Origin of the sequence: Candidatus Leptovillus gracilis (assembly GCA_016716065.1) — a bacterium.
Lineage (GTDB): Bacteria > Chloroflexota > Anaerolineae > Promineifilales > Promineifilaceae > Leptovillus > Leptovillus gracilis.
This window is the reverse complement of record JADJXA010000007.1, coordinates 184,199-206,943: the sequence shown is the minus strand read 5'-3', so window position 1 is coordinate 206,943 and position 22,745 is coordinate 184,199. Positions and strand designations below refer to the sequence as shown.

Sequence of the window (22,745 nt, the reverse complement as noted above, 5' to 3'; positions counted from 1 at the left end):
GGCAGCAATTTGCCCCGACGACGCCCTGACCACTTGTGTTACAATGGACAACATGCCGCAGCAGAGATGACAACGCGGCCGCAGCGCGACCTTGTGGGAAGGGAAACAGCATATGCCAGACAAACAACATACCCTGGGCCAGTATGAAACACCAACGGACGTGGCAGATTTGTTGTTGGGGTTTTGCCTGCGACGGCCGTCTGACCGTTTACTAGACCCCTCTTGCGGCCAGGGCGCGTTTCTGGCCCGCGCGGCCCGGCTGCTGGGTTGGTTGGCCGATGGCCCAGACGCGCCGCCTGATGTGTTGTGGGGCGTGGAATTAGACCCGGACACGGCTGCGCGCGCCCAGGCCGCCCTGCCCCAGGCCCATATTCTCAGCCGCAGCTTCTTCACCCTCCAGCCGGGAACCAACGATCTGCCCCCCGCCTTCGACGTCATCATCGGCAACCCACCCTACACCCGCGCTGAATGGATTGGCCGCCTGCCGACGGCTGACGGCCGTCAGCTAGACCTCTTCGACGACCTACCCCCGGCCCACACCATGCCAGAAGCCGACGACAAACGGCTGCTCATGCCGCGCCCACTGTGGGAGAGCCTGGGCGGACGCTCTGGGCTGCACGCTTACTTCTTTCTGCACGGGGCGCAGTTTTTGCGCGAAGGGGGGCGCTTTGGTTTTGTCGTGCCCAATGGCTGGCTGGACGTGGCCTATGGCAAAGAGCTAAAGCAATTTTTACTCGACCATTTCAAAATCCTCGCCATCATCGAATCAAACGTTGAACGTTGGTTTGATGACGCCAAAGTCAACACCTGCCTGGTGGTGCTGGAAAAATGCAGTGGGACAAACCGGCGGGCCGATAACCAGGTGCGGTTGGTGCGGTTGAAACGGCCGTTACGCAGCCTCATCCCCTACCCGGCCCATGACCCCCGCCGCCTGACCATCCTGGAGCAGATCATCCCCCGCCTGCTGCCCAACGACAGCCGCGAGACGCCGGAAACGGCCGTGCGCGTTGTCACCCAAAGCGATCTGCGCCCGGCGGCCAGGTGGGGGCTGGCCCTGCGCGCGCCAGACGTATATCGGCGGCGGCGCGAAGAAGTGCAGATGGTTTGTTTACAGGATTGGGCGGTGGTGCAGCGTGGTTTCACCACCGGGGCCAATACCTTTTTTTACCTGGACAAGGCCACCGTGACTAAGTGGCAGTTGGAATCAGCGTTTCGCCGCCCGCTGCTCAAATCGCTGCGCGGCCTGGAGACGCTGCGCCTGACGGCCGTCCACTGCCGCCACGAACTCCTGTGGATCCCGCCGGGGGCCGACCTGGCGGGCACGGCCGCAGCCGCTTACCTGGCCTGGGGTGAAAGCCAGGGCTTCCACCAACGCACGACATGCGCCGCACGCCAACCATGGTACAACCTGGCGGTTCAACCAACAGCGCAGATCGTCCTGCCCAAAGGGGTGTGGCGGCGGCATGTGGCCCCACTGCTGGATGATGGCCTGCTGGTAGACCAGCAGCTCTACCAGGTCATTCTGCCGCCAGACGCGCCGCTGGCGGCGACGGCGGCGCTGCTGAACAGCGCCTGGTTTGCCTTGCAGTGTGAACTGCAAGGGCGGCTGAATTTTGGCGCCGGCGTGTTGTGGCTGGCCGCGTATGAATTGGGCCAGATTTTCCTGCCGGACCCCCGCCGCCTGGCAGCAGCGCAGGTGGATGAGCTAACGGCCGCTTTCACCGCGCTGACCGCACGGCCGTTATTGCCCACGGAAGATGAATTGGCGCAGGCGGACAGGATGCGGTTGGATACGGCCGTGTTTGACAGCCTCAACTTTACGGCCAGCGAACGGCAAGAAACCCTGGCCGCCCTGCAAGACCGCCTGATGACCCGCCAGCGCCTGGTGAAAACGTAATTCACCGTCGGCCACCGGCAATATTTCACGCCATTTATGCGTGGTATAATCCCGTCTGAGATTACAATGGAGCAGGTATGAACATAGCGTCTGATCAGGCATTGAGGCAGAAGTATACGGCCGTTTACCAACAACTTGCCGACATTTACGGCCAACCACAGTGGCGGCGGCATCTGCCACCGGTGGATGAATTGGTCTCCACCATCCTGTCCCAATCCACCTCCGACGGCAACCGCGACAAAGGCTTTTACGCCCTCAAAGCGCGCTACGCGGACTGGGAAAGCGTGATGAACGCCCCAGAAGCCGACGTGATCGCCACGATTCGGCCGGCCGGACTGGCGAACCAGAAAGGGCCGCGCATCCAGGCGGCGCTGCGCTACGTCTATGAAGCGCGCGGTGAAATCTCACTCGATTTCCTGGCGGAGATGCCGCTGGCGGCAGCCCGCGACTGGCTGACGACGATCAAAGGGGTGGGGCGCAAAACGGCGGCCATCATTCTGCTGTTTGCCTTTGATCGGCCGGCGTTCCCGGTGGACACCCATGTGCATCGCATTACCGGGCGGCTGGGGCTAATTGGGGCAAAGGTGACGGCCGATAAAGCCCACGATATTTTGGAAGCGTTGGGCGAACCAGAGAGTTTTTATGCCATGCACCTGAATTTGATCCGACACGGCCGTGAAACTTGCCATGCGCGCAATCCCAAATGCCAGATTTGCGTCTTACAAACCGAATGTGCGTATTATCAACATATCATACTGAGGTCCTCCGAATGACCAATCAATCTAACAACGTTGAACAAGCCCGCCTGGCAGCCTTATATGAAGTCAGCTCCCAGCTTGGCGCCAGCCTGGATTTAGGCGAAGTGCTGAATCAGGTGATGGACGCCATTATTTTGCTGACGGGCGCGGAACGGGGCTTTTTAATGCTTTTTGATGACGCGACCGGCCAACTGCACACAGAAGCGGCGCGCAACGTAGACCGTGAAACCATTGAGGGCGCTTCCATGCAAATCAGCCGCACTGTCTTACAGCGGGCAGCCACCACCGGCGACGCCATCCTCACCAGCAACGCCCAGGAAGATGAGCGCTTCTCCGATCAACAGAGCGTCATTGGCTACCAACTACGCTCCATCATGTGTGCGCCGCTGCGGGCGCGGGCGCGCATAATCGGCGCGGTGTATGTGGATAACCGGCTGTTCAGCGGCGTGTTTAAGGAGGCAGACCTGGAACTGCTGGGCACGTTTGCCAACCAGTCGGCCATCGCCATAGACAATGCCCGGTTGTTTACCCAAACCGACCACGCCCTGGCCCGCCGGGTGGAGGAATTGACCGTTTTCCAGCAGATTGACCAGCAGTTGAATCGCTCGTTGGAACTGAACCAGGTGTTGAGTTCGGCCGTGACCTGGGCGTTGGCGATGACCACGGCCGATTCTGGCTCCATTGGTCTGTTGGCGGAGACCGAGGAGGGTCAGGTTTTGCGGCTGTTGGTAACCAGCGGCGCGCCGGCGCAGCAGCGGCGCAGCAGCGTGGCGCTGGATCACCCGGTGTTGGCGCAGGTATTGGCGATGGGGCAGTCTGTGTTGTTGGAGCAGGTTAGCAAGGCCGAAGCGATAGACGGCCGGGCCACTGCCGCCCAATTAGCTGTGCCCATCAAACAAGATGGCCGGGTGGCCGGTCTGATCACCCTGGCCAGCCAGAATCCGCAGACCATCACCGACGAAGATGTGGCCTTTGTGGAGCGCCTGGCCGACCGGGCGGCCGTCGCCATAAAAAATGCGCGGCTGTATGAAGCGATTCAGGCGGCCAATAAGGCCAAGAGTGACTTTGTTTCCGTGGTGACGCACGAACTGCGCCTGCCGATGACCTCTATCAAAGGGTATACCGACCTGATTATGAGCGGCATGACCGGTGAATTGAACGAGCAGCAAAAGCAGTTTTTGGGCGTGATCAAGCGCAATCTGGAGCGCATGAGTGTGCTGATTCGGGATTTGTCGGACATTAACCATATGGAAAGCGGCCGTATGCAGTTTGAGATGGCGGTTTTTGATGCGCGAGAGGTAGTGGAGGAAGTGGCGGATAATTTTCGGCAGCAGCTAACCGCGCGGGAGCAGTCGCTGGAAGTGGTCGTGGCGGAGGGGAACACGGCCGTATCCGCCGACCCACGCCGCATCAGCCAGGTACTTACCAATCTGGTGAGCAATGCCCATAAATATACGCCGGCGTACGGCCGTATCACCATCCACGTCCAACCACAAGAGGGGTGTGTGGAAATAGCCGTCCAAGACAACGGCATTGGCGTCTCCGAAGAAAACCAGGCCCGGCTGTTCACCCAGTTTTTCCGCGCCGAAGACGAGGCGGTGCGTGAGCAGGTTGGTTGGGGTTTGGGCCTGTCTATTGTCAAAAAAATGGTGGAAGCGCAAGGCGGCGGAATCCGGTTTCACAGTGTGTATGGACAGGGCAGTGCATTTGCCTTTACCATACCATCGGCTAATATTACCAGGGAGCTGGAGTAAACCATGAAAGAAAAAATATTAGGCTACAAGCTCTTGTTGAGCTATGAAGTGAAACCGGAAGCCATGCAAGAATATTACCAGTTTGTAATGGGTCGCTATGTGCCCATTTTGCAATCTATGGGCTTGCAAATGAGCGAAGCATGGCATACAGCCTATGGCGCGGCGCCCAACCGACTGATCGGCTTCGTGTGTGAAGACCTGGAAACCATGAACCAGGTGTTGACCAGCGAAAGCTGGACGGCCGTGAATGATGAACTGTCTCGTTTCGTGCTGGACTTCAGCTACAAAGTGATCCCCTACCGGGGCGGCTTCCAGATTTAACCACCCATCTCAACCAAACAAGTCGTCGTTGAGGTCGTCCAGGGATTTGGCCGTCAGGCTGCTGCGTGGCTGGCTTTCCTTGCGCCCCTTGATGGCGTCGTAAAAACGTTCATCGTAACGGCGCGATTTGACCGGGATGGGCATTTTGACGCCCCAACCAAGCAGCAGCACCTCTTCCTTCTCTTGTAAACGGGCCAACATGCCGCGCAGTTGGTCCCGCCCCGCCAGCCCGGTAAGCACGGCGCGGATGTCGTCTTCGTCGCCCAACCAGCCGGTGATGCGTGTGCCCAATTGGGACATGATCTCGTCGTCTATGCCCGACGGCCGTTGGTCCACCACCAGCAGCGTGACAAAGTATTTGCGCAGTTCGCGGGCGATGATGCCAAAAGCGGTTTGCCCGGCCAGTTGGGGATTGAGCAGCTTGTGGGCTTCTTCGATGGCGATGAGCAGCGGCCGTGGCGCGGCCATGCCCAATGTTTTGTGGTCTTCCGTTTTCTTCACCCACTGTTGGCGGATTTTGCGCGTGAGAATGTTGGAGACCAGCAGGTAGTCCAGGTCGTTGTCGTATTCGCCAAAGCCGAGGATGACGTGACGGCCGTTTTCCAGCTTATCAATAATCGCCCGCACCGGGTCGCCGGCCGGATTGGCCGTGACATACTTGCGGTCATAAATGAGCTGCAACTTGCGGTGCAGCGCCTCCGCCGCTTTCTCATGGACATTGTTTTGCCGCGCCCAGGCAGCCACCGAATTGTCGGCTGGGAAGGTTTTACCGCTGTCCGGGTCCACATCCACCGCACCCGGCTCCAATTTCATAAATTCGCTAAACCACGTTTGCCCAAAGGCGCGTTCCAGGGCGTTCAGGGTGACGGCGGCCGTATCCGTAAGGTTCAACGCCTCCGACAGCAGCAAAATATCGCTGGTCTGGAAATCGGTCAGGGCCAGTTCCAGGGTAAAATCAGGCGAATGGCCGCGCACCTGCGCCCCCGCGCCCAGAGCCGCCACCTGCACCTTGCCGCCAAACAACGATTTCAGGCCGCGCACACGGGTATCGCGGTCGGTGTCGGCGTCGTCGAAGGCGTATTCATTGTGCATGTCGAAAACCAGGGCAGCGGCCACGTCTTCCTTCATCAACCCGGCCAGCACCATGCGCGTCAGGAAGCTCTTGCCCGTGCCCGTCGCGCCGAAGATGCCGCTGCTGCGCTTGACAAATTTGTTCAGGTCCAGGCACACTTTGTACCCCTGCTCGATGGTATTGCCGATGTGGAAGACGCCGGGGCCTTCTTCGCCGAAAATTTGGGCGACGTCGGCTTCGTTGGCCGGGCGCACGGCCGCATGGTGGGCGGGCACGGTTTTGACCGGTTTTGGGCCGGGCGTCTCTTCGCCGCGCTGCACGCGCTCTTGCCAGGCAAGGTAATCGTGGGGGTCTTCCGGGCCGCGATCCATGAGCAGCGTGGGGTACATTTCCAGGGTGGTGTAGAGGGTTTTGCCCAGGAGGGCTGCCTGGATGGCGGGGTGCATCCGGTCGGTTTTTTCGTCGGCGAAGCGGGGGTCGGTGGCGCCCAGTTGCAAATCGGTGACCAGGCCGTAGTAACGGAAACGGCCGTTATCGCACACCAAAAAGCTGCCTTCCTGCACCTGGTCGGCCGGCACAGTCAGCCGAATGCGAAAGCCCTCCTTCAATCCACCGCCGATAATATAGCCAATCGCGCTCTGTTCGTTGTTCATGAGTCCTCGAAATAGTCGCTGCTCTGGCGCGACTTGTTGGTTTGTTGGTTCCTCATACACGGTTCATAACCACCGCAAATTATTATACCTTGCCTGGCTAATCATGGTATGATTGTGCTGTTTATGTGGCAATAAGAGAGGCCGAATTTATGCGAGTACTCATCATCTCAGACATTCATGCCAATCTCGCGGCGTTTGAAGCGGTCCTGGCCGATGCCAATGGGCAATGGGATCTGATTTGGTGCCTGGGGGATTTGATCGGGTATGGACCAGACCCTAACGAATGCGTCGCCTTGCTGCGCGAGCATGAACATATCAGCCTGTCTGGCAACCACGATTGGGCGGTGCTGGGCAAGTTAGACATTCAGAACTTCAACCGGGAAGCGCAGATCGCCATTCAATGGACACGCTCAGCCATCAGCACCGATACCCATGATTACCTGGATGCGCTGCCGGCTTTGCGCGTAGAGCCTCCCTTTACCCTGGCCCATGCCAGCCCGCGCCAACCGGTGTGGGAATACATTCTTGATCCATACACGGCGGCCATCAATTTTGAACATTTCGAAACGCCTTATTGTCTGGTAGGCCATACCCACGTCCCGGTCATCTATGAAGAAAGCGACGCCCACACCATCACGTTTCACAGACCGGATTACGACACCGATCAGCTTTTAGACAAGCATCGTCTGATCATCAACCCCGGCAGTGTGGGGCAGCCGCGTGATTCTGACCCGCGGGCGGCTTATGCCTTTTTAGATACCGACAAGCTGGTCTGGCAGTTCAAGCGGGTCAGTTACCCCGTTGCCGTCACCCAAGACAAAATGCGCCAGTATGGCATTCCCACTCGCCTGATTAAACGATTGGAATTTGGCTTGTGAGCCAACCTGTTTTGTTGCCCCTGGGAACTAAACCCCTCGATGAAACGTTTATGAGCCATAACCAACAAGGAGGCTCATGATGACCTGGAAAAATTGTATCCCCCTATTTTTATTCGTTGTTCTTCTGGTGGGCTGTGCCAGTGCGGCTGAATCGTCCAGAAATACAGCAGAGCCCGCGCCGGCGCAAATGCCGGCCGCCGAGTCATATCCTTACGATGAAGGCGGCGTGGCTTTTTTTGATACGGCGAGCGGCCAGGTGGCTAACAGCCAAACCAGCCTGCCGCAAGAACGATTGATCATTCGCGTGGCCGATTTAAACATTGTTGTGGCGGATACCGAAGAGGCGATTGCCACGATTGGTCGCATGGCGGAAGAAAATGGTGGGTGGGTAGTCAGCAGCAGCGTCTATCAATACAGCGAGACGGCCAAAACCGGTGACATTATGGTGCGTGTGCCATCGGTTGGGTTTGTCGGCGCTACGGAAGCGATTAAGGCGCTGGCGCTACAGGTGCGCCAGGAATCTGTTTCTGGACAGGACGTGACCGAGGAGTATGTGGACCTGACGGCGCGTTTGGATAATTTGGAGGCTACGGCCGTGCGCGTGCGCGCGTTTCTGGATGAAACCCGAAACGTAGAGGAAGCGCTGGCGGTGAACCAGGAATTGAGCCGCCTGGAAGGGGAGATTGAAGTTATCAAAGGGCGGATGCAGTACCTCAGCCAATCGGCCACTTTTTCTACCATTTCGGTGCATCTGACGCCGGATGAGCTGAATCAGCCGATTGCCATTGGCAGTTGGCAGCCCCAAGGCATTGCTAAATCGGCGCTGGAGTCGTTGATTACGGCCGTGCAGTTCCTCATCTCTGCCCTTATCTGGCTGGTTATCTTCCTGCTGCCCCTGGCGCTGCTGGTTGGGCTGCCGCTGTGGCTCATCGTCCGCTGGCGGCGCGGCAAACGAAAACCAACCAACCAACCACCAACAGCAAGCTAACAGCTTGCAGCTATCCACTTATCGCTTCACGCACGGCCGTTACGTAATCCTGAAAAATGGCCGTGCGTTGTATCTCGAACCGGCGTGGGCGGGCGAGTTGAATGGCAAAGCGGTGGGTGATAGTCGCCGGTTCCCCTTCCGCCCGGCCCATCACCAGCACCTCATCGGCCAGAAATACCGCCTCGGCAATACTGTGAGTCACCATAAACACCGTCACCGGGTTGGCCTGCCAGATGCGCAGCAGTTCTTGACCCATACGCTCTCGTGTCAGGGCATCCAGCGCGCCAAACGGCTCGTCCAACAGCAGCAGCAAGGGTTTGTGGACCAGCGCCCGCGCCAGGGCCACGCGCTGCGCCATGCCGCCAGAAAGCTGCGCCGGATAGTCTGCGGCTTCACCGGCCAGCCCTACCAGGTCCAACATCTGCCCGACGCGATCGTGGGCAGCACGGCCGTACACCCCTTGTAACTCCAGCGGCAGCGCCACGTTTTCGTACACCGTGCGCCAGGGCATCAGGTTGTCGCGCTGGAAGACAATGCCCAGCGGCATAGCGGCTCCCGGCTCGTCGTGAATCTGACCGGGACGGCCGTTGGTCCACATTTGCCCACCACCCGGCGGCAGCAGCCCACCCAAAATACGCAGCAGCGTAGACTTGCCCACTCCCGACGGCCCCACCAACACCACAAACGCCCCCGGCGCAATTTCCAGCGACACACGGTCCAAAATGAGACGGCCGTCACCATTCGGAAACGCATAGCTAATTTGCTCGGCAGCCAGAAAGCAAGAATCATTCATCAAAAAATCGCCAATCCTTTGGCAAGCTCAGGAGCAATCGTCAATGTCGCTGCGCGACGGCTTCGCCCCGTCAATCGTCAATTGTCAATCCCAACACCACATCATTGGTATAGGCTGCGGCCAGGTTGTCCAGCGGCGCATCCAGAAAGCCCATTTCCAGCAGAATGTCTTGGGTGCGCTGCCAGGAGGCGGCATTGGTCAGCCCCAGCGTCTCAGCGCGCCATAAATCCATAGAGGCGATAAGGACGGGGTAACGGCCGTCTTCCAGCCCTTCGACATATTGTTTGCTAATGGCAAACGCCGCCTCCGGGTCGGCCAGCGTATCGGCCAGGCCGCGCAGCGTAGCCCGCACAAACCCATCCACCAAATGGCGGTTATTCGCCAACGTCGTCTCGTTGGTGATGATACCGTTAGCTACCAGGTCAATATAATCGGCCACCTCAATCACATTCACCGCTTCGCCCCGCGCCGCCAACTGCACCGGTTCATTGTTGATATACACCACTACCGCTTCCGATTGGTCGGCCAGCAGCGATTCAAGCTGGTTAAAACCGATGTCGCTGGCGTTCACGTCGGTCTGCGCCAGACCATTGGCCGCAAGCAGCCCCACGTAGCCCACGTAGCTGGCGCCCCAAAAGCCGGGCAGCCCCACGCGGCGGCCGACCAAATCTTGCGGCGTCACAATGTTGGCCGCCGCCTTGCTGACGATGGCAATGGGATATTGCTGGAACCACTCCGTCACGTAGACCACCGGCAGCCCCTGCGCCCGCGCCAAAATTACTTGCTCGCCGCTGACAATTGCCAGCGGCAGTTGATTGGCTCCCACCAGGGCGATGCCATCTGTCTCGAAGCTGTAATCAAATTCGATTTCCAGCCCTTCCTCAGCGTAGTAACCTTTGTTGGTCGCCACGTACAAAGGGGCGTATTGAGGATCGGGGATAAACCCCATTGGCAGGCGGATTTGGGTGAGGACGGCCGTTTCCTCCCCGCCCCCCCCACCGGCGCACCCCGCCAGCATCGTCGTCAGCAGTAAAATCATAACCATCACTTTTGTACGCATTTGTTTTACCTCTCGTCATTTTTGCCAGCGTAAAACACGCTTTTCAATCAAAGCCACCAGCCCATACAACGACAGGGCGATGGCCGCCAGGGTTAGTAAAATCACAAAAACCAGGTCGGTTTTGAACTGATACCGCGCCGTTACCAGCAGAAACCCGAGTCCCTGGCTTTTGGGCTGCACAAATTCGCCCACCAACGCCCCAATCACCGACAGCGTGGCCCCAACCTTCAGACCGGTCAGGATGATGGGCAGCGCCGCCGGAAATTCCAGTTTTATAAAAATTTGCGACGGCGTGGACTTGAGGGCGCGCATCAGATCATACAATTCCGGGGGCACAGAACGCAGCCCGGCGATGACGTTGATTAGCACCGGGAAGAAGACGACCAAAACCGCCACCAACACCCGCGACCAATAAGTGGAGGCAATCCAAATGGTCAGCAGTGGGGCGATGGCGATGATGGGAATGGCTTGCGAGGCGATGAGATAAGGGGAGATGAGGCGTTCGGCCAGGGGGGATTTTGCCAGCAGGTAGCCCAATGGCAGGGCCACGCCAAAGCCAATAAGCAGGCCGGGGATGACTTCGCTGATGGTGATGAGGCTGTGGCGCAAAAGACGGCCGTCGGCGGCTACAATCACAAACTGCCGCGCCACGTCCACCGGGTCTGGCAAGATAAAACTCGGATAACCACCCCACACCACCAGCAAACGCCAGGCAGCCAGCAGAAACGAAAATGAGATGAGAAGAGTTAGCCAGTTGGGCCACTCCGTAACGGACGCACAATGCCCTCGATGAATCGGTTGACAGATACGGGGCAGGAGGGAAGGAATGCGCAAAGGGCATACGGCCGTTTCCCCATCCACCGGTCAACTCGCCGCAAAAGGCCACAGACCCGCGGCCGCCGCACAGCAAATTGACGGCGCAGCATCCCAGAGGAAACCACAACCGCATGGTCAACCTTCTCCCATCCAGACTGTACTGTCGGCTCTGGAATCTCGCCAGATCAACCGGTTTCATTGACGCCTGTCAATCAGACCGGGTCGCGGGCTTGGCTTGCGCAGCCTTACCGCCGGTCGGGAATTTCGCCCTGCCCCGAAGGTTTATCAGTAAATTGTTCACCAGAGATTATACCGATCTGGCAAGAGGGGGCAACCATAACCGGCCCCGTTCGGCCATCTTCTAACGCTGGTAAATAAACCACAGCCCAAACCCTTCCAGAGAGACTGGCTGTTGGCAGATTAGAAATAGTTGAAGTTGTACAAAAGCGATACCCGTTTGTGTTATACTCAGGGGTTGAAATGAGATTTATGAGGAGAGATTTGAATTATGACAAAAAAAGTGGCTAGAAAACGGCGTCGCACGTTTTCTGAAAAAGTGTTGATGGTTTTGGGCGTCGTCATTGCCCTGAGCATGGTTTTGTCCCTGATTATTAGTTTTGTGCCCAACTCATTCTAATGTTCCCGGACAAAGCAAAAGAAGGAGAGGCAACGGCCGTTGCCTCTCCTTCTTTTGTTTCATTGCATTATATCCGCGCCTAACTCTGATCGCCTAAGGCGCGTTTGAGCTGTTCTTCCACGTTCGACGACAGGGTGGTCTGTAAAACCTTACCTTCATACGGCCGTAAAGCGGCCAGCGCCACTTCCGCATTCGCCGATTGCAGCACAATAAACAACGCCGACTTACCCGGCTGAAGCGCCTCCGATACCTCATTGACAAACTCTTTGTCTACTCCGGTGTCCGACAATTTGCCAACAACCGCCCCACCAATGGCCCCGGCCAGCAGCCCACCAACCGGCACAAGAAACAGCATACCCAGGAACATGCCCAAAAAACCGCCAAAGGCAGCGCCCTGCTTCACCGTTTTTTCCATGGCATTCTTGATGGATACTTTTCCGTTGCTGTCTTTCACAACGATGGCGATATCTTCCAGATTGATGAAGGATTGGCTCTCCAATTCCTTTAAAGTAACAACAACCTGCTCCGCTTTTTCTTCAGAATCAAATGCGATAACAACCAGATTTTTACTCACCATAACCTCCTAAAGTCCAGACCAACTTATAAGAATACCCTGGTATTATACGCTACTGACGGGCGTTTTGAAGCAATGAAATTATCCGGTGATTATGACAAGCGGCGCCGGGTTAGCTTTCAATGTTGATCACGGCCGTCATGCCCCAGCGCAGCGGCAAATTCGGCGCAGCATCCAGATCAATCGTCACCTCAAACACCACATCACCCCGCGCCAGCCCGGCCACCAGAGCCACGTTACTCACCACACCGCGCACGGCTTCGCCTGGAATGGCGTCAAATGTCACCGTTGCCGTATCCCCCACAGTCACAAAAGCCACGTCCAGTTCAGTGAGGTCGCTGGTCTGCACCTGCCAGCCGGAAAAATCGGCCATCGTTACCACCGGAATGCCTCCGCCAACCAGTTCGCCCAGGTTGGTATTGATGCGCGAAACCGTGCCGGTAAACGTCGCCCGCAGCGTCATCCGGTCCAACACGGCTTGGGTAGCGGCCACGCCCGCTTCCGCCTGGGCCACCACCGCTTCCGCCTGGGCGATGGCGGCGTCAGCCTGGGTAACGGCCGTTCGCGCCCCTTCAACCCCCACCTGCGCCTGCCGCACCCCCACTTCCGCAATCGCGACCTCTTCCGCCGATGCCGGGGCCAGCAGCAAATCCAACTGCGCCTGGGCCAAATCCCGATTGGCGATGGCGATGCCCACACCTCCCTGCGCGGCCTGCGACTGCGCCGCCGTAGGGCCAGCCTGCAAAGCGTCCAGCGTGGCCTGGGCCGCCGCCAGATTTAGGCGCGCGGCTTCCAACTGCGCCCGCGTGGTTTCTTCAACCGTGCCATACAACGGGCAAATTTCACCACTGGGTGTGTTGATACAGGTGGTCAAAATGTCGTCGTATTGTTCTTCCAGGGCACGCACCTGGGCGGCAGCCGCCGCCACCTGGGCTTCGGCGCCGCTGATTTGGGCGCTGGTTCCCACGTTGTTCAGCGCTGTGTCGCGCTGCCCAACCGCCTGGTTCACAGCCGCCTGCGCCGCCGCCAGATTGCTTTGCGCCGCGGCGATCTCTTCGGGCCGAGGGCCAGCCTGCACCAGGGTCAGATTGGCCTCGGCCGCCGCCACCTGCGATTCGGCCGTCTGGATGGCCGCCTCGGCCAGGACTTTTTGATTTTGCGCCAGAGTCACAGCAGCCTGGGCAGAGCCAAGCCGGGCCTGGGCCTGCTGCAAAGCCAACTCCGCCTGGGCTGCATCCAGCCGAATGAGCGGGTCGCCGGCGGCCACCTGGTCGCCTTCGCTGACCAATATCTCGGCTACCTGCCCTCCCATCTGGAAGGCCAGGTCCACGTAAAAGAGAGGCTCAATCTGGCCTTCGGCGTTTACCTGCGCGCCACTGGTTTGGGCGACAACCTGAATGGGTTCTTGTGCGGCGGCAACGGCCGTTGCCCGCCCCCACTGTGGTTTAGCCGCAGCCACCAGACTCAGCGCCAGCACCGCTAAACATGTAAAAAGAAGACGTTTTTTATTCATGACTTGTTGTCCTAAGATATTCGAGGTCTTTCAGGAATGTTGATCAGGCGTCAGGCGGCCAAACAACTGCCTGACGAGTGACGTTTGACACCAGACAGACCATCATTGCTGCGTATCAACGCTCACAAAGGTGGTCATGCCCCAACGCAGCGGCAGATCGGCGCTGTTCTCCAGGTCCAACGTCACCCGGTAGGTTACGTCGCCGCGCACCACGTCGGAAACAGAGGCGATGTCCACAATGGTTGCCGGCAGCGTTTGGCCGGGGAAGGCGTCTATGGTCACATCAGCGGCAAAGCCTTTACGAATAGCAACCACACTGACTTCGGACAGATCGGTGGTTTCCACCTGCCAGCCGCCAAAATCGGCCAGGAGCAGCAGCGGCGCGCCGGCCGAGACTATCTGCCCTTCTTTGACATTGATGGCCGCAACTGTGGCGGCAAAGGGGGCTGTGAGGGTGCGTTTTGCCAACGCGGTCTGGGCGGCAGTGACGGCGATCTCGGCTTCGAGAACGGCCGTTTCCGCTTGGGTGACGGCCGTTTCTGCCTGAACCACCCGCAGCGCTGCCTCGGCCGCCCGATTTTGCGCCTCAACCACCGCCGCCTGGGTAACGGCGACCTGTTCCGGGCTGGCCCCCAACTGCAGCAGCGCCAACTGCGACTGCGCCGCGTCCCGCTGGTTGGTGGCGGCGGCGACAGAGCTGTTGGCCGCCGTTTGTTCGGCGGCAATAGGACCGGCGCGTAATTCGTTTAAAGCAGCCTGGGCGGCGTTCACATTGGCTTGCGCCGCGTTCAATTGCAGCCGCGCCTGTTCACGCGCTGCGGCGTCGGCATCGGCGTTTTGCGCCAACGGCTCGAACTGCTTTTGCGCCGCCAGGTATTGGGCCTGGGCGGCGGCCAACCGCGCTTCAGCCGCCTGAATTTCGGCGCTCGTCGCGCCTTGCAGCGCCAGCGCCCGGCCGCCCGCCGCCTGGTTAATGCCCGCCTCGGCCAGACGGACGCCTTGTTCGCTGATGGCAAGCTGGGCAGCAGACGGGCCGGTCAGCACCAGCGCCAGTCTGGCTTCGGCCGCTTCCACGGCCACATCGGCCGCCTGGACGCCGGTTTGGGCAGACAGCAGCCCGGCGTTGGCCGTCGTCAGATTGGCGTTGGCCTGGGTCAGGGCGGCTTCGGCCTGGATGACAGCCAACTGCTCATCGGTCGTGTCCAGGCGCAGCAGCGCCGCGCCGCTCTCGACCACGTCACCTTCAGACACCAGCACCTCGGCCAATTGACCGCCGGATTGAAAAGAGAGGGTCGCGTTTTTTAGGGGCGTCAGCCGCCCTTCGGCTATCACCTGGTCCAGATTGGTCTGGATGTTGATCAGGTTGGGGTCTATAACGGCCGTTGCTGCGGCCGCTGCTGCTGCTTCTTCCGGTTCAGGAACCAGGAATTGTTGGTAAGCAAAATAGCCAGCTACCAACAAAACAACAATTACCATGACGCCAATGGCGGCGCGCTTTACATTCATAAGATACTCCTGGTGTTAGGTATTCGGTATTTGGTATTCGGTAATCCGTAAGCTGTATTCCGTATTCCGTAAGGCGCTGCCTTTGGTAAGCGCTGACGGAAAACGGGATGCGGACTTCGGTTGACGGCGGCTCGTTTGTTTAATGGCTTACCTCGTCCACAATCTCGCCATCGGCCAGGGTGATGGTGCGATTAACCCGGTTTGCCAGCTCGTTGTCGTGCGTCACCATGAGGATGGTTTTGCCATCGGCTACCAGGCTCTCAAACAGGCGGAAGATGGAATCGGCCGTTTTAGAATCCAGGTTGCCGGTTGGTTCATCGGCCGTCAGGATGGGTGGGTCGTTGGCCAGGGCGCGGGCGATAGCCACGCGCTGCTGCTGCCCGCCGGAAACTTCCGAAGGTAGTTTGTAGGCGTGTTCGGCCATTTCTACCTGTTCGAGCAAATGGAGCGCGCGTTCCTTACGCTCTCGGGGCGTGTAGCGGTTGCGGAAGTCCATCGGCAGCATGATGTTTTCCAGGCAGGAAAGCATGGGCAGCAGTTGGAAAAATTGAAAAATGACGCCCAGATTGCGGCCGCGCCACTCGGCCATGGGGCCTTCGCCCAGGTGGTGGATGGCCTGATCACCAACGTATATGCTGCCTGTGGATGGCCGATCAATGCCGGTAATCATGTTAATCAACGTGGATTTGCCGCTGCCAGATTTGCCCACCACGCTGACAAATTCGCCTCTGTCTATTTGCAGATCCACGCCGTTCAGCGCCAAAAAGTCACCGGCGGGCGTGTGATAGGTTTTGACAACCTGGTGTAAATCAATCAGGTGGGTGGGCGTGTAGCCATTGCGGCTAACGGCCGTACCATTACTCTTTTGAAACAGTTTGCTAAACATAAATACCTTGACGTGGACAATAGAAGGTCAACTTTTGCTAAAAGTTGACCTTCTGGCGCCGCTACTCATATGCCAAAACTTCACGGATGGTTAAACGGGATGCGTTGCGTGCCGGGCCTAATGAAGCGGCTGCTCCCAGGATGCTAATGATCACAAACCACAATACCATACCACTGACCGAGAACGTATAGTCCAGCGGAAAGCCCAATAAAGCCACGCCCACCTGCTGGCTGAGGATACGGCTAAACGGTACAGCCAGCAAGCTGCCGCCCGCAAAACTGAGCCAGCCAATGAGGACGCCTTCGGCCATGACAATAAGGCGCACAGAGCCATCGGAAGCGCCGATGGCCCGCAGCACGCCAATTTCGCGGATGCGCTCTAGCACATTGATGCTCATGGTGGTTGTCAGACCCAGCCCGCCGACCATCGCCAGCAGGCCAGCCATCATCACCAGGAAACCGACAACAATGTTGAATTGGAAGTCGGCTTGTTGGCGGATCTCTTCGGTGGTGCGGCTGCCGGCGATACGCAGACCGGCGTTTTGGAAGCTCGTGGAAAGGAGTACGGCCGTATCCTCCTGGCTTTTCAGGTCATGCTGGGCAATAACGACACGCACGCTGTTGGCCTGGCCGATGCTGCGCGTGATGTAAGCGTAATCGCTGTCGGAGACATAGACGCCGGGGCCGGCGGCCGTACTGCGCACCACGCCGACAACTTGCCAGTTGTTTTCACGGCCGTTCATAGTCAGCGTAACCATCTCGCCTAGCTGAACGTCCTGTTCATCGGCCATAAAGTCGGTGTTGACGACGATGGCATAGCGGTCGGTGGGTTGCAGCCAACGGCCGTCTTCCAGCGGCGGGTCCATCAACGCCGAATCCACCGGCGCAGCTTGCAGGCTGATGGCGTCGCTGTCTGTGCCATCGGGCCGCACGCGCTGCGCCGAGGCAGTGGTCCAACCTTCCACGGCTACCACGCCCGGCGTTTGCCAGGCAATTTGCTCGATTTGCGCCAAACGATGGGGGCGATCAAAGTTAAGGCGTACATCATACTGGTGGAAGCGCAAAAAGCTGTCTACAGTGGCCTGCACCGAATCACGCACGCTGAGGACGGCGATAAACAGCGCCGTGCCCAGGATCAGGGTGGTCAGCGTCAGAGCCAGCCGCCCTTTGCGCCGCACCGTGTTGCGCAAGGAGATGATGAGCGGCCGCTGCACCGGCAGCCACTCCTGAAACGCCGTAAACCAGCGCTCCACCAATCCCTTGTTATACCCCTGGCTAATGCCCAGGCTGTTCAGCGCTTTGTGGGTGGTCACTTGCACGCCGTTCAACACCGGCCACAGCGCCGCCAACAGCGGAACCAACAGCCCCACGGCCACTTGCAGCAGCAAAATAGAGGCGGGAACCTGCAGACTGGCGACCTGGAAATTGAGCAGCCCACTGACAAAATCTTTGATCAGGTATTGGGCAAAGCCAATGCCCAACGGCATCCCCACCAGCAAAGCCATCAGGCCGTAAGCCAGCACCGTCACCATATACATTGCCATAATCTGGCGACGCCTGGCCCCCACCAACTTCATCACACCGATTTGCCGGGTATGTTGGCTGAGCAGCGCGGAAATCGTGTTGATGACCAGGAAGCCGGACAAAAACAAAATCAACACGCCAAACACGCCGATGAGCAGCACCAACGTCTCGATGACTTCTTGCGCCCAATGTTCGCCGGGATTGGGCACGCGCATACTATAGACTTCACGCCCACTTTTTTCCAGCTTATCCTTTACCGCGTCGGCGACAGCCTGAATGTGGGTCTTATCGTTGCTGTTTTCGGTAACAGTGAAACGGACTTCGGTGTAGAATCGGCCCATTGCCAGCGATTCCATCGTCTCCGGGGTGACATAGCCGAAGGCGTTGTTGGTGATCTGGGCGTTGGGCACGTGGCTGTCGTGGGCGGAACCGACCAGCTCAAGCTCTTTGTGTGTGCCATCGGCCAGTTCCACCAGGAGAGTATCGCCGAGTTCGGCGCGGAGAAAATCGAGCGAGAGGGCCTCCACCAGCAGTTCTTGCTTGCGCGGCGGCCATTGGCCGTCCACCGGGGTGATGATGTCTAGTTGGGAGGTTTGGAAGTCGGGCACGGCCGTTAACAGTAAATCGCGCCATTGGTTCGGCCCCACCTGGGCCTGCACACGCAGCGAGCGCCGCCCTTCAGCGGCAGCCACCTGCGGCATGGCCGCTATTCCCTTGATCATCTCCTCATCTACGGGCGAGGTATACAACGTGGCCGAAGCCGGCTGCGACGACAAATAGTCGCGGTTGAGTTCGCGCAGCAAGATATGCTGGCCGGTGGCCACCAAACCGACGGAAAACACACCCACGGCAATCGCCGCCACCACCAACAAGGTGCGGACTTTGTTGCTCCACAAGTCTAGGCCGACTTTGCGCCAGCGAGTTCTTAGCATCATAGGGTTCTTATCGCGCCAAAAGAAACGGCAAAAGCGTGTGAAGCTTTTGTCGCTCTGTATTTATTGCCACATCGTTATGATAGTTTGAAAATACGTTGTTGGCTTTTGGCCGCTCCAGTAAGAATTTTAACCAGAACGGCCGTAAAAAGCCCTTATTATCTGCCGCTTCTAACTGTACATTCATTGCCCTCGTATTGCCTACCGCGGCTGTGTACCAATTAGCGATTGACGATTAACGATTTGCGATTTACGATTGATCCCGATCATGAACGCAATCATCGAAACCGAACAACTCAGCAAAATTTATGAACCGCCTCAGGGTTGGCGGCGGGTGACGCGGCCAACGCCGGTAACGGCCGTCTCTGGCATCTCCCTTACAGTGCCGCAGGGGGAACTGTTTGGCCTGCTGGGACCCAACGGCGCGGGCAAAACCACCCTCACCAAGATGCTCTGTACGCTGATTATGCCCAGCAGCGGGCGCGGCCAGGTCGTCGGCCATGCGCTGCAAGACACGCTGGCGATTCGCGCCGCCGTCGGGCTGGTGGTGTCCGACGAGCGCAGCTTTTTCTGGCGGCTGTCGGCGCGGCGCAACCTGAGCTTTTTTGCGGCGATGCACGGGCTGCACGGCCGTGCCGCCGCCAACCGCGTGTCCGAGGTACTGACCGATGTGGATTTGCTGGACGTAGCCGACCGGCGCTTTAGCAATTTTTCCAGCGGGATGCGCCAGCGTTTAGCCATCGCCCGCAGCCTGCTGCACCGGCCGCGCCTTCTGTTTCTCGATGAACCAAGCCGCAGCCTGGACCCCACGGCCACCAACCGGCTGCACGCGCTGCTGCTGCGCCTGATGGCCGGGCAGGGATTGACGATTTTTCTCATCACCCATGACCTGGCCGAGGCGGAAAAGTTGTGCGACCGGGTGGCGCTGCTGCATCACGGCCGTATCCAGGCCATTGGCCGCCCGGCCGATTTGCGCCGCGAATTACGGCCGCAGCGGTTATATACCGTGCAGATGGGTGAAGGGCAGGGAGCGGGAACGGCCGTGCCAGACCAACTCCGCGCGCTGGTCCCGGGTATAACGATGCCGGAACCGGGCCAGGTTGTGTTTCGGGCGGGGGAAGAGGATGGGGTGTTAACAGCCGTGCTAGACCACCTGCGCCAACAGGCCATCCCCATCCAGGCCATCACCGCCACACCCCCCAGCCTGGAAGAAGTATTCGCCCACTACACAACGGAAAGCGCGGAACGCGAAGTACGGAGTGTGGAACAATGATCAACCAACCAACCTTCAAACCATCAAACCTCCTCTGGTCCTTCCTCGCCCGCGACTTCTACACCGAGGTCAGCTACCGGCTGGCGTTTGTGGTGAGCATTGGCGGTATTTTGCTGCGCGCCCTGGTCTTCTTTTTCTTGTCGCAATTCATCAACGCCATCGCTGGCCCCAACCTGGATTTGTACAACGGCGACTATTTCTCGTTTGTCATCATCGGCATTGCTCTGGGCGGCTACTTCAGCACCGGGCTGACCGGCTTCGCCGACGCTCTGCGCCAATCGCAAACCACCGGCACGCTGGAGGCGATGATGATGACCCCCGTGCCCGTCGCCTGGATTGTGGTGGGATCGGCCGCCTGGAGCTATGTCTACACCACTTTTCGGGTGCTTGTGTATCTGGTGATTGGCGTGCTGCTGTTGGGCCTAGACCTGAGCCGGGCCAATTTCCCGGCGGCGCTGCTGATTTTACTGCTGTCGGTGGTCGCCTTTGCCAGCATTGGCATCCTGACGGCCGGCATCATCATGGTCATTAAGCGGGGCGAGCCGATTACCGGGCTGTTTGCCAATCTGGCGAATCTGGTGGGTGGCGTCTTTTACCCGGTGGCGATTTTGCCCGGTTGGCTGCAACTCATCGCCGGGCTGCTGCCCATCACCTATTCCATGCGGGCAATGCGCGCCGCTTTGCTAACGGGCGCGTCCTGGGCCGAGTTGGCTGGGGATATGCTGGCCCTGCTGTTGTTTTGTCTGGTTCTGTTTCCGCTGTCGCTGTTTTTGTTCCGTTTCGCCGTAGACCGGGCGCGGGTGGATGGCAGTCTGGCGCATTATTAAGCGGGTGGCGGTGAAGATGTCCTTGCTTTGAAACTTCCGCCACCTTGCTTATAATCCACCTTGATTTCACACAAGGACAATAACGCATGGACGTACAATTTGCCGTCGCCAAAATCAGTAAATACGCCTCCAGCGAGAGCGGCGATACTCTGGAAATGATCGAACGGCCGCATGGGGGTATCTCCCTGGTGTTGGCCGACGGGCAGCGCAGCGGCAAATCGGCCAAAGCCATCAGCAACGTCGTCGCCCGCAAAGCCATCCAACTGCTGGCCGAGGGCGTGCGCGATGGCGCCGCCGCCCGCGCGGCCCACGACTACCTCTACACCTATCGCGGCGGCAAAGTCAGCTCCACCCTCAACATTCTCTCCGCCGACGCCCGCACCAAGACCTTTGTCATCTCGCGCAACAACGAAGCCCCGGTAATTGTCCACACGCCAACCGCCGGTCTATACCTGCTGGACGAACCTTCGCAAAGTGTGGGGGTGCGCCAGAACACCAAGCCGGTCATCACCGAAATTCCCATCGAAGAAAGGGTGTTGATTGTGGTGTTTACCGATGGACTGCGCCATGCCGGCAGCCCCAGCGGCAGCCATTTGTACGATCCGCTGGCCGCTGTGGCGCGCATGTTGGGGACGGGCATCTGGTCGCCGCGCACCATTGCCGATACCCTGTTGGAAGAGGCCCTGGCAATTGAACACGGCCGTCCAAAAGACGACATCAGTGTGTTGGTAACGGCCGTGCTGCCCCACGCCCAGAACGACATCCGGCGGCTGGAAGTCCACATGCCCCTCAACTAACCATGCCCGACACCGCGTCAGAATCCCCCCGCATCGCCCTGGTTGGCCCATGCGCGTCTGGCAAAAGCACTCTGGGCAGCGCCCTACGCGCCGCCGGCTACAACGTGCGCCAACCGGCCCAGGAACATTCCTACGTGCCCTATATGTGGCAGCGCCTCACGCGCCCCGACATTCTCATCTACCTTGATCTGGATTTTGCCACTCTGGCCCAGCGCCACCCCCACACCCACGGCGGCCCAGAACGGCTGGCCGAGCAACACCAGCGCCTGAGCCACGCCCACGCCCACGCCCACTTCTACCTGGACACCAGTGGCCTCACGCCTCAGGAGATCCAGGCCAAAGTGTTGGCCTTTCTACGGACCAAGACGACCACGACGACGGACGGAACACGGAATACGGAAGCTAACTGACAAAAGCTACCGCTTAAACAATCCACCCAACAACCCCGATTCTCCTTTACGCCGCGCTTTAATGCGCTCGGTCATTTGCTGCGCCGCCGGCAAGCTGCCTAAGCGCAACGATTGTTGATTGGCCCGTTCGGCTTCGTCTAGCTGCCCTTTTTGGAAGTAAACCTGACTGACTTTATGCCACAACAGCGCATTTTGTGGCTCAAAATGCACCGATTCCTTGTAGATTTCCAGCGCTTCATCCAGCTTGTCGGCTTCCAGGTAGAAATCGGCCAGCCGGGCGCGCAGGCGCAGCCGTTGGGGTGGGGTATGGGAGATGGATACGGCCGTTGCCACCGCCGCTGCCGTATTTTCCACATCACCCTGCTGCATCCAATAGGCCACTTCGGCCAGGTGAACGTGGTAATTGTCCGGTTCTTGGTCGTGGAGGTAATCTAAAACCATGCGGGCGTCTGGGAAACGGCCGTGATACACATACACCAACGCCTCAATCATGTTAATCATCACCACGTCCGGCTCCAACGCCTGCGCTTTCTCTAGCCAGGCCATCGCCACGTCCAGGCCCAGCGGCGCATAAGACCCATCCGGCTCCTGCGCCGCCGCCAGCAGCACATAGGCCACCCCCGCATACGCATACGCCGCCGACCCACCAGACCGGAAAATGCGGATCGCTTCCGCCAGCGTGCGCGGATCACCGGAATAACCTTCCACCTTATCCAGGCCAATTTCATACGTCACCCGGCCTTGTGGCGTCGCCGCCGGGTTCTCCGGCCAGGTCATCTTTGCCAGCGCCGCAAGAAGCTGATTTACCAATTGTTCACCCATAAAAAACCTCCCGTCCCCGACAGTGTACTAAACCAGCCCCAAAAAGAAAAGACCC

At 58.8% G+C, this 22,745-nt stretch carries 21 protein-coding genes and 1 riboswitch; of the genes, 10 read left to right on the top strand and 11 right to left on the bottom strand.

Features of this window, described 5'->3' with window-relative positions:
* Positions 1 to 112: 112 nt before the first annotated feature.
* The 4 genes from IPM39_18760 to IPM39_18745 all read left to right on the top strand — a co-directional run bounded on the left by IPM39_18760 (position 113) and on the right by IPM39_18745 (position 4,730).
* Positions 113 to 1,897, top strand: a complete 1,785-nt coding sequence (locus IPM39_18760; protein ID MBK8988080.1) for an SAM-dependent DNA methyltransferase — start codon at positions 113 to 115, stop codon at positions 1,895 to 1,897.
* A 77-nt stretch (positions 1,898 to 1,974) separates the two neighbouring features.
* Positions 1,975 to 2,670 (top strand): endonuclease III, encoded by a 696-nt coding sequence (locus tag IPM39_18755; protein MBK8988079.1) that lies wholly within the window; start codon positions 1,975 to 1,977, stop codon positions 2,668 to 2,670.
* Positions 2,667 to 4,409 (top strand): GAF domain-containing sensor histidine kinase, encoded by a 1,743-nt coding sequence (locus tag IPM39_18750; protein MBK8988078.1) that lies wholly within the window; start codon positions 2,667 to 2,669, stop codon positions 4,407 to 4,409. The genes IPM39_18755 and IPM39_18750 overlap by 4 nt, the downstream gene beginning before the upstream one ends.
* Before the next feature lie 3 nt (positions 4,410 to 4,412).
* Positions 4,413 to 4,730, top strand: a complete 318-nt coding sequence (locus IPM39_18745) for a hypothetical protein (GenBank protein MBK8988077.1) — start codon at positions 4,413 to 4,415, stop codon at positions 4,728 to 4,730.
* A 9-nt stretch (positions 4,731 to 4,739) separates the two neighbouring features.
* Here IPM39_18745 and IPM39_18740 read toward each other — a convergent pair whose 3' ends face one another.
* Entirely contained in the window at positions 4,740 to 6,455 is a 1,716-nt protein-coding gene (locus tag IPM39_18740; GenBank protein ID MBK8988076.1) for an ATP-binding protein, read from the bottom strand.
* 149 nt (positions 6,456 to 6,604) lie between these two features.
* Between IPM39_18740 and IPM39_18735 the strand changes: the two genes are divergently transcribed.
* Both IPM39_18735 and IPM39_18730 read left to right on the top strand, forming a co-directional pair.
* The gene (locus IPM39_18735) at positions 6,605 to 7,333 is read left to right on the top strand and encodes a metallophosphoesterase family protein (GenBank protein ID MBK8988075.1); all 729 of its coding nucleotides are present in this window, start codon (positions 6,605 to 6,607) and stop codon (positions 7,331 to 7,333) included.
* Between the two features lie 79 nt (positions 7,334 to 7,412).
* Positions 7,413 to 8,321: a DUF4349 domain-containing protein gene (locus IPM39_18730; protein ID MBK8988074.1), complete on the top strand. Its 909-nt coding sequence runs from the start codon at positions 7,413 to 7,415 to the stop codon at positions 8,319 to 8,321.
* Positions 8,322 to 8,331: 10 nt separating this feature from the next.
* On the opposite strand, the gene IPM39_18725 is transcribed toward IPM39_18730, so the two are convergent.
* The 9 genes from IPM39_18725 to IPM39_18685 form a co-directional block, all read right to left on the bottom strand.
* Positions 8,332 to 9,114 (bottom strand): ATP-binding cassette domain-containing protein, encoded by a 783-nt coding sequence (locus IPM39_18725; GenBank protein MBK8988073.1) that lies wholly within the window; start codon positions 9,112 to 9,114, stop codon positions 8,332 to 8,334.
* Between the two features lie 70 nt (positions 9,115 to 9,184).
* Positions 9,185 to 10,174: an ABC transporter substrate-binding protein gene (locus tag IPM39_18720; GenBank protein ID MBK8988072.1), complete on the bottom strand. Its 990-nt coding sequence runs from the start codon at positions 10,172 to 10,174 to the stop codon at positions 9,185 to 9,187.
* A gap of 15 nt (positions 10,175 to 10,189) precedes the next feature.
* On the bottom strand, positions 10,190 to 11,035 hold the full coding sequence (locus IPM39_18715) for an ABC transporter permease (GenBank protein ID MBK8988071.1): 846 nt from the start codon (positions 11,033 to 11,035) through the stop codon (positions 10,190 to 10,192).
* Between the two features lie 89 nt (positions 11,036 to 11,124).
* Positions 11,125 to 11,276, bottom strand: a riboswitch (FMN riboswitch).
* Between the two features lie 430 nt (positions 11,277 to 11,706).
* On the bottom strand, positions 11,707 to 12,204 hold the full coding sequence (locus IPM39_18710; protein ID MBK8988070.1) for a DUF1269 domain-containing protein: 498 nt from the start codon (positions 12,202 to 12,204) through the stop codon (positions 11,707 to 11,709).
* Positions 12,205 to 12,313: 109 nt separating this feature from the next.
* Positions 12,314 to 13,714, bottom strand: coding sequence for an efflux RND transporter periplasmic adaptor subunit (locus IPM39_18705; protein MBK8988069.1), 1,401 nt, complete (start codon positions 13,712 to 13,714; stop codon positions 12,314 to 12,316).
* 102 nt (positions 13,715 to 13,816) lie between these two features.
* Positions 13,817 to 15,220 carry an HlyD family efflux transporter periplasmic adaptor subunit gene (locus IPM39_18700; protein ID MBK8988068.1) on the bottom strand — a complete coding sequence of 468 codons (1,404 nt, stop codon included), beginning with the start codon at positions 15,218 to 15,220 and terminating at the stop codon, positions 13,817 to 13,819.
* A 139-nt stretch (positions 15,221 to 15,359) separates the two neighbouring features.
* Entirely contained in the window at positions 15,360 to 16,106 is a 747-nt protein-coding gene (locus tag IPM39_18695) for an ABC transporter ATP-binding protein (protein MBK8988067.1), read from the bottom strand.
* A 61-nt stretch (positions 16,107 to 16,167) separates the two neighbouring features.
* Positions 16,168 to 18,564, bottom strand: a complete 2,397-nt coding sequence (locus IPM39_18690) for an ABC transporter permease (GenBank protein ID MBK8988066.1) — start codon at positions 18,562 to 18,564, stop codon at positions 16,168 to 16,170.
* A gap of 7 nt (positions 18,565 to 18,571) precedes the next feature.
* Positions 18,572 to 18,748, bottom strand: a complete 177-nt coding sequence (locus IPM39_18685) for a hypothetical protein (GenBank protein MBK8988065.1) — start codon at positions 18,746 to 18,748, stop codon at positions 18,572 to 18,574.
* Between the two features lie 81 nt (positions 18,749 to 18,829).
* Between IPM39_18685 and IPM39_18680 the strand changes: the two genes are divergently transcribed.
* The 4 genes from IPM39_18680 to IPM39_18665 all read left to right on the top strand — a co-directional run bounded on the left by IPM39_18680 (position 18,830) and on the right by IPM39_18665 (position 21,868).
* Complete coding sequence (locus IPM39_18680; protein ID MBK8988064.1) at positions 18,830 to 19,834, top strand: ABC transporter ATP-binding protein; 1,005 nt, start codon at positions 18,830 to 18,832, stop codon at positions 19,832 to 19,834.
* Entirely contained in the window at positions 19,831 to 20,661 is an 831-nt protein-coding gene (locus IPM39_18675) for an ABC transporter permease (GenBank protein ID MBK8988063.1), read from the top strand. The genes IPM39_18680 and IPM39_18675 overlap by 4 nt, the downstream gene beginning before the upstream one ends.
* An 86-nt stretch (positions 20,662 to 20,747) precedes the next feature.
* A complete protein-coding gene (locus tag IPM39_18670; GenBank protein MBK8988062.1) occupies positions 20,748 to 21,458 on the top strand; it encodes a SpoIIE family protein phosphatase in 711 nt (236 codons plus the stop codon).
* A 2-nt stretch (positions 21,459 to 21,460) separates the two neighbouring features.
* Entirely contained in the window at positions 21,461 to 21,868 is a 408-nt protein-coding gene (locus tag IPM39_18665; protein MBK8988061.1) for a hypothetical protein, read from the top strand.
* Between the two features lie 6 nt (positions 21,869 to 21,874).
* Here the strand turns inward: IPM39_18665 and IPM39_18660 are convergent, their stop codons facing one another.
* Entirely contained in the window at positions 21,875 to 22,690 is an 816-nt protein-coding gene (locus tag IPM39_18660; GenBank protein MBK8988060.1) for a tetratricopeptide repeat protein, read from the bottom strand.
* Positions 22,691 to 22,745 lie beyond the last annotated feature (55 nt).

Coding starts and splice junctions, on each gene's coding strand:
- IPM39_18760 (MBK8988080.1), top strand. CDS start 113: ATGCCAGACAAACAACATACCCTGGGCCAGTATGAAACACCAACGGAC.
- IPM39_18755 (MBK8988079.1), top strand. CDS start 1,975: ATGAACATAGCGTCTGATCAGGCATTGAGGCAGAAGTATACGGCCGTT.
- IPM39_18750 (MBK8988078.1), top strand. CDS start 2,667: ATGACCAATCAATCTAACAACGTTGAACAAGCCCGCCTGGCAGCCTTA.
- IPM39_18745 (MBK8988077.1), top strand. CDS start 4,413: ATGAAAGAAAAAATATTAGGCTACAAGCTCTTGTTGAGCTATGAAGTG.
- IPM39_18740 (MBK8988076.1), bottom strand. CDS start 6,455: ATGAACAACGAACAGAGCGCGATTGGCTATATTATCGGCGGTGGATTG.
- IPM39_18735 (MBK8988075.1), top strand. CDS start 6,605: ATGCGAGTACTCATCATCTCAGACATTCATGCCAATCTCGCGGCGTTT.
- IPM39_18730 (MBK8988074.1), top strand. CDS start 7,413: ATGACCTGGAAAAATTGTATCCCCCTATTTTTATTCGTTGTTCTTCTG.
- IPM39_18725 (MBK8988073.1), bottom strand. CDS start 9,114: ATGAATGATTCTTGCTTTCTGGCTGCCGAGCAAATTAGCTATGCGTTT.
- IPM39_18720 (MBK8988072.1), bottom strand. CDS start 10,174: ATGCGTACAAAAGTGATGGTTATGATTTTACTGCTGACGACGATGCTG.
- IPM39_18710 (MBK8988070.1), bottom strand. CDS start 12,204: ATGGTGAGTAAAAATCTGGTTGTTATCGCATTTGATTCTGAAGAAAAA.
- IPM39_18705 (MBK8988069.1), bottom strand. CDS start 13,714: ATGAATAAAAAACGTCTTCTTTTTACATGTTTAGCGGTGCTGGCGCTG.
- IPM39_18700 (MBK8988068.1), bottom strand. CDS start 15,220: ATGAATGTAAAGCGCGCCGCCATTGGCGTCATGGTAATTGTTGTTTTG.
- IPM39_18695 (MBK8988067.1), bottom strand. CDS start 16,106: ATGTTTAGCAAACTGTTTCAAAAGAGTAATGGTACGGCCGTTAGCCGC.
- IPM39_18690 (MBK8988066.1), bottom strand. CDS start 18,564: ATGATGCTAAGAACTCGCTGGCGCAAAGTCGGCCTAGACTTGTGGAGC.
- IPM39_18685 (MBK8988065.1), bottom strand. CDS start 18,748: ATGAATGTACAGTTAGAAGCGGCAGATAATAAGGGCTTTTTACGGCCG.
- IPM39_18680 (MBK8988064.1), top strand. CDS start 18,830: ATGAACGCAATCATCGAAACCGAACAACTCAGCAAAATTTATGAACCG.
- IPM39_18675 (MBK8988063.1), top strand. CDS start 19,831: ATGATCAACCAACCAACCTTCAAACCATCAAACCTCCTCTGGTCCTTC.
- IPM39_18670 (MBK8988062.1), top strand. CDS start 20,748: ATGGACGTACAATTTGCCGTCGCCAAAATCAGTAAATACGCCTCCAGC.
- IPM39_18665 (MBK8988061.1), top strand. CDS start 21,461: ATGCCCGACACCGCGTCAGAATCCCCCCGCATCGCCCTGGTTGGCCCA.
- IPM39_18660 (MBK8988060.1), bottom strand. CDS start 22,690: ATGGGTGAACAATTGGTAAATCAGCTTCTTGCGGCGCTGGCAAAGATG.